The following is a 6,310-nucleotide window of genomic DNA, read 5'->3' as shown; positions in this document are numbered from 1 at the left end:
TCTTCCACAAACAAAGGAAATGCATCATTTTCCTGGGCAGGAAGCGATAATGTAACTTTACCAAGTAATCTTTCATATTCATATAGCCTTGGGAAAAAAAGCGAGGTTTTTTCAAACAATCCCTCTGTCTCATACGAGCTAGAAGAGGGAGATTATACCTTTTACCTTAAGGCAAAAGATGAGGCAGGGAATGAAAGAAATATCACCTATTCCTTTAAGATAGAAACAAAGTCAAAAACGGTAAAAGCCCCCGGCTGTGACCATCCTGATGAGACAATGGATGTAAGCACAATCCATTATGACAAGGTAGAGGTAGATTTTAACTCAAAGATTCTTATTTTAAACAATGGATTTTCAATGGCGGTTTGTGATATGCTAAAAGACATAGGGGAAACATTTAACCTAAGAGACCCAAGTGGAGAATTAAGTTTATTCACCAAATATCCTATTTTACTAATTCCTACCGGTGGATTAGATGGCTTAAATACACAATCATTCAAAGAGAAGCTAAAAGACTATGCAAAGGGTGGAGGAACAATCATCTGCTTTGCTCAACAATATGGAGAGGATTTTCAAATACTCCCAGGAAGCCTTACTGCCTATGGCTGGAGGGAAGACCAGAGTTGCTACTCAAGTAAGGAATCAGGTAGCAAAAGAAGAAAAACTTATGATTAACAACCTCATTACCTTTGTAAAGAACAAAGACATTCAAGAGATAGAGCCAGAACAAACCATCACCATTCCCCTAGGCTCAACTGAAACAATAAGGCTTTATAACCCAGAGAAAAAACTAATTGCTACCCAAACAACCAATCTATTCACCTACACACCAACAAACAAAGATATTCTGGGGATATATGAGATAAGGTATAGAACAAATATAGAGGCATTTGTTTTAAGGAAGAAGATACCGGTTGGAGAGATAAGCCTTGAGGATTACCAGATTTGGGCAAATGCACCGGAAATGGCTCAATCACAAATGTTAATCTTCTACGATTTTATTTACTATAACAAAATGTATATTTTGGAAAGGGGGCTTGGGGGAAAACAAGAATGAAAGTTAGAAGTCAAGAGTCGGGAGTCAGGAGTCAGAAGTGAGGTAAAGGTTTAAATAAAAGGCAAAAAATTTGTTTGACAAAGAGGAGCAAGTGTTGTTAAAATTAGCTTAAGAAAATGAAAGAAGCACTAAATCCAAAGCAGGAACTAAAAATGTCCAATGACCAAATCCCAATGACAAACAAAATCCCAATGTCCAATGACCAAATAAGATATGATCTGGAAGAACGCACCGCTCTGTTTGGAGAAGCAATCATAGATTTTGCAAAATCGTTACCAAAAGATGTAGTCACTATCCCATTGATTAGCCAGATTGTTAGAGCTGGAACGAGCATAGGAGCAAATTATATGGAGGCTGTGCAGCAAGCACAAAAAAAGATTTCATAGGTTAAGTATCTGTTGGAAAGAAACTAAAGAAACAAAGCATTGGCTTAGAATGATTGCTAGAGCGCTTCCAGAAAAGAAGGATGAGGCAAGAAAACTTTGGCAAGAAACACAGGAATTGGTTCGTATTTTCTCATCAATCTTGAAATGATATTGGACATTGAGTCATTGGACATTTATTGGACATTTGAATTTGGACATTGGGATTTATTATTAAATAAACGGAGGTGTTTTAAGATGTTTAAACAAACATTAAGAAGTAAAGGAATAGCCTGCCTAATTGCATTAGGCTTGCTTACTGGGATAGGTTGGGCAGATGAAAAGGGGACAGAGACAGCAATTGGCACAAAGACCATAGAGCCAACATTGGTCTTTGAATACAAGTCTGATGAACCAATTGTAAATGTTATCTTTAGTGAGGCAACAATGACATTAACTGAAGCAAAAAAACAAAAGAAGATATTGGATAGAATCCAGAGAGACATCTCTATAATTCAAACCTTAAATAATCCAAAGGATTTGGCTAGATATAAGTATCAATTGGGAAGGAAATACAAAAGGCTTAAATTGTATGAGGAGGCAATATCTTGCTTTAACCAAGTCATTTCTTTAGACCCCAATGGAGAATTTGTCATTAAGGTATATTATCATTTGAATGACTGCTATCAAGCTCAAAATAAGCCTGAGAATGCATTTGAGATAACAGAGAAATTAGTAGCTATTGATCCAAAGGCAAGATATGCTGATGAAGCATTACTTACAATTGCCTATTACTATCAAAACAAAGATTGGAAAAAGGCTAACAAGATATATGAACAGATCATTAAGATGTATCCTAAAAGCAATTCAGTTGATGACGCCCTTTGTTTCTTAAGCAATAATTACAAATCCTTGGGTTGCAAAGAATATGGGATAGAAAAGGTAATTGGTCTCTATAAAGAATTAGCCGCAAAGCTTTCTGATCTTAAGTATATATTATGGATAAAAGAGGAAATGGGGAATCTTTATCTATCCTTAGGAAAAGAGCAAAAGGCAATTAACTCTTACGAGGAATATTTAAAAAATCATTCTTCTTCTGTATGCCTTCCACGAGTATTAAGTTCTATGGCAAAGATTAGCTTAGAAAATGGTGACTGGCAAAAAGCAATAAAATTATATTATCAAGCAGTTGAAATTGTAAGAAAATCTGAATATAAAAGCCTTTACCAAAATACAAGGGCAAATTCAAGATATTGGTCTATAACTCAGGATATATATAGCTACCCATCATACTATTATCAAAAGATTGCAGAGATATATTGTCAGAGAAAAGAATATAGAAAAGCTATCAACAAATACAGAAAAGCAATTAAATATTTTGATTACTCTGATTTTTGTCCATACGGAATATATGATAACCACTTCTTAGGATACTATTATAACAAGATAGGAGAGATTTATGAAATACTTGGAAAATATCTATTGGCAGCTAAGGAATATAAAAAAGCAATTGATTCTGCAAATAACAAAGATACCTCAATTTATCAAATAAATGGAATTATAATCCTTGGCGAGGACGAATCTTCTTTTTATCAAAACAGGATAGAAAATATCCTCTTTCGTTACATTAAAAGCTTGGATGAAAAGTTTGTTCAAAAGCTATATCAGAAAAGGTCTATGTTTCAGAGAGCAAAAGAAGAAAAGAATACCCCTAGATTGAAAATGGTTTATATCCCCTCAGGTGAATTTATTATGGGAAGTGAGCAAGGAGATGATGATGAAAAGCCAATACGAAAGGTATGGGTCAACTCATTTTTTATAGATAAATATGAAGTTACCAATAAGCAATATGAAAGATTTGTTAAAGAAACAGGGTATCCTCCACCTTCTTCTTGGGAAGATGGCAAGATACCCCTGGGATTAGAAAACTACCCAGTGGTCAATGTTTCGTTTAATGATGCTTCAGTCTATGCTGAATGGGCAGGAAAAAGGCTTCCAAAAGAAGAAGAGTGGGAAAAAGCTGCTAGAGGGATAGAAGGAAGGATATATCCTTGGGGAGATGAATACAAAAATGGAGCAGCTAATCTCTATTCTACCTCAACAACCTCTGTAGGAAGCTTTTTTCAAGACAAAAGCATCTATGGATGTTATGATATGGCTGGAAATGTATCAGAATGGACGGATTCAAAATGGCCTTCTTCTGATGAAAATCCCATTTTAAAAGGTGGAAATTGGTATGATAACTGTGAGCCTTATTATGCCAGGTCATCTTACAGATATTATGATTACTCTCCTCATTATAATAGCATTGGAATTGGTTTTAGGTGCATAAAAGATATAGGAATTCATAAGGAGTAAAATATGGGAAAGATTTGTGTTGTTATCATTTTGCTGGCAGGAATATCATTCTCTTTGGAGTATAAGACTAAAAAAAGAGAAATTATTAAGAATTATATCCATAATGTATTGGTTTATCTGGAGGAAGAAGAGGAAAATTTTAGCCTTTGCATACCTATTCCTCCTGAAATTAACGGTCAAAAGATATTGAGATTAAAGATAAAGCCAATGCCTGATAAGGAATTAAAGATTGAAGGACAGAGGTATATTCTTTATAGAAAAAGAATCAAGCCTCACAAGGAATATATTTTTACATGGAAGGCAACAATTGAAACCCAGCCAATGCAGTTTATTATGATTGACCCTAAAAAGGTTGGAAGATTAAATGAAATTCCTCTCTCGATTGCTCATCAATTCACCATTTCCTCAGATATGTATAGTATGGAATCTGAGATTGTAAAAATGGCGGCTAAAGAGGCTGTCGGCAATGAGAAAAATCCTTATCTTATGATAGCAAAGATAGATAAATATGTGAGAAATAATATGAGATTTCTCCACGATGGTATGTGGGATAATGCTGAGGTTCTCTTAAAAAAGAAGATGGGCTCCTGTTCAGAATATGCCATTTTATTTTCTGCTCTATGTCGGCTAAACAGAATTCCTACAAGATTGGTAGCCAATACAGGGCATCGTTGGAAACAGGTCTATATTCCCAGGTATGGATGGGTAACTATGGAATCACCAGGAAATGGAGAGATATTTACAGGAGGAAGTTTGATAATCCAAATGCAGGGTGTAAGAAATGAATATCTATATGATGGTTGGGATTATAGAAGTTCATTTAAATTAGATAAAGAATGGCGTGGTCCAACAAGATGGGGAAATTCGTATGTTATTGAAACTATTGAAGAGAAAGATTGAAAATTGTTGTTTAAAAGAATGAAAAACCTTATTAAATTTTAACTAGGAGGTGATGTCTAATGTTTAAGAAGACATTGATTTTTGGGATGGTCTTGGGATTGCTTGGCTTTAGAGCACAAGCAGAGGAGAAATTAAGCCTTGAGCTGGTTAAGGAGATTAGGTTTAAGGAAAGGATTGTTGATGATCTAGGGTTTGTAAATATAGGTTTAGCTACATCAAGGGAGGATATTGAAAGAATAAGAAAAGCTTCCAAGCTTTCTCTTGATGAGCCTATCTTTCCCATAAGGGCAATAACAATTCCAGGAAAGGGGGTAAGAATCTTTGATGAGAAGGGAAATATTGAGAAAGAGATAAAGGAAGGCTTCCTTGTCTCAGAGAATGGGGAATATATTGTTTCTGGAAATGAAATAAAGACAAGGGAAAACAAAAGGCTATGGAAGGGAAATCTCCTTTCTCCCAAGACCTTTAGAGGTAGTGTTCTTTGTCTTTCTAATATAGGAAGCATAGTAAGTTGGGAAACCAGGAACGAAAAGAATAAAGATGGAAAAAGATATTTTATTGCAAGGCTTAACTTCTATGATGAGGAAGGAAACCTAAAGAATTTCACTGAGATAACCCCTAGATATTTTGCCAATCGGGGTCTGAAGAATCATTTTTCCCTCTCAGAGAATGGAGAGACATTTGCAACCTGGGATGATGGAGAGGTTCTTGCATTCTCAAAGGAAGGAAGGGAATTATTCAAACACAGGCTTGTTCCTAAAGAGATGGTGCATTCTCTTGATAAGATAAGGGTGTCCCCTGATGGAAGGTTCATTGTGGTAAGCTGTTTCAGGGGAAGGGGATACCTTAGCCATCCCCCTGATTATGAAGAAAGGCTAAAGAAGGTAGAGAAAGAATTGGAAAGAATGCTTGATAGAGGAGAATTAAGAGAAGGAGATCAATTTTGGACTAAGGAGAACTATGATAAAGCATACGAAAAGCTTCTTAAAGAAATGGGCATAGATGATAAATCCTTATTAGTCCTTGATGGTGTGGGAAGAAATACAATCTCTCTATTCTCAAGGGATGGAAAGCTCCTTTGGGAATATAATGTTCAACCTGGAGAACTTGCCATTTCCTTCTCTCCAGAAGGAGATTATCTAGGGGTTGGGGATTATCATAATGTGTATTTGTTTGAGACAGAGACAGGGAGATTGGTGTGGAAATGGAAAAATGAAGATACGGCAATAGGATGTAGTGGAGAAATTAGTCTTTCTTCAAACGCTGAATATATAGTTGTAGATTTTCGGATTAAAAAAATACCTTATTCTGAGTATACACCCGCTGCTTATATTTTCAATAAATCAGGTGAAGTTATATTAAAAACATATATAAAAGATTTAAAAGGAATCTTTCCTGTAAAAATAACTCCTGACGGAAAGCATGTTATTGGAATAAGGAACTTTAAAACAAAACCTCGTGATGGAAATTATGGTATTGTTATTTTTAAAAGGAGGTGAATAAAAAATGAGTGTGCCAAGCAAAGCGTATTGGTTCTTGTTGGTGAAAGTCCAACTTGGGCAAAGGTTAGCCACTAGCCCAATACTTAATTCCACATTTAGGGAGGTAACAAACTAAATGATGCTGGAAGGTA

5 protein-coding genes and 1 pseudogene are annotated in these 6,310 nt (G+C 35.4%); all 6 read left to right on the top strand.

The features are described 5' to 3' along the window. On the top strand, nt 1–675 hold a 675-nt coding region (locus tag AB1630_09590), incomplete at its 5' end, for a triple tyrosine motif-containing protein (protein MEW6104041.1). Further along, nucleotides 668–1,057 carry a hypothetical protein gene (locus AB1630_09585; GenBank protein MEW6104040.1) on the top strand — a complete coding sequence of 130 codons (390 nt, stop codon included), beginning with the start codon at nt 668–670 and terminating at the stop codon, nt 1,055–1,057. The genes AB1630_09590 and AB1630_09585, both read left to right, overlap by 8 nt. Nucleotides 1,058–1,173: 116 nt before the next feature. After that, nucleotides 1,174–1,591 (top strand): annotated as a pseudogene (locus AB1630_09580) (four helix bundle protein). Nucleotides 1,592–1,677: 86 nt separating this feature from the next. Continuing rightward, nucleotides 1,678–3,777, top strand: a complete 2,100-nt coding sequence (locus AB1630_09575; protein ID MEW6104039.1) for an SUMF1/EgtB/PvdO family nonheme iron enzyme — start codon at nt 1,678–1,680, stop codon at nt 3,775–3,777. A gap of 3 nt (nt 3,778–3,780) precedes the next feature. Then, nucleotides 3,781–4,677, top strand: coding sequence for a transglutaminase-like domain-containing protein (locus AB1630_09570; GenBank protein MEW6104038.1), 897 nt, complete (start codon nt 3,781–3,783; stop codon nt 4,675–4,677). Nucleotides 4,678–4,736: 59 nt separating this feature from the next. Further along, complete coding sequence (locus AB1630_09565; GenBank protein MEW6104037.1) at nt 4,737–6,176, top strand: hypothetical protein; 1,440 nt, start codon at nt 4,737–4,739, stop codon at nt 6,174–6,176. The last annotated feature ends 134 nt before the right edge of the window (nt 6,177–6,310 follow it).

The sequence above is a fragment of the bacterium genome (assembly GCA_040753555.1).
Classification (GTDB): Bacteria; UBA9089; UBA9088; order UBA9088; family UBA9088; genus JBFLYE01.
The sequence above is the reverse complement of the archived record's forward strand: the minus strand, read 5'-3'. Positions and strand labels throughout refer to the sequence as shown.

Coding starts and splice junctions, on each gene's coding strand:
- AB1630_09585 (MEW6104040.1), top strand. CDS start 668: ATGATTAACAACCTCATTACCTTTGTAAAGAACAAAGACATTCAAGAG.
- AB1630_09575 (MEW6104039.1), top strand. CDS start 1,678: ATGTTTAAACAAACATTAAGAAGTAAAGGAATAGCCTGCCTAATTGCA.
- AB1630_09570 (MEW6104038.1), top strand. CDS start 3,781: ATGGGAAAGATTTGTGTTGTTATCATTTTGCTGGCAGGAATATCATTC.
- AB1630_09565 (MEW6104037.1), top strand. CDS start 4,737: ATGTTTAAGAAGACATTGATTTTTGGGATGGTCTTGGGATTGCTTGGC.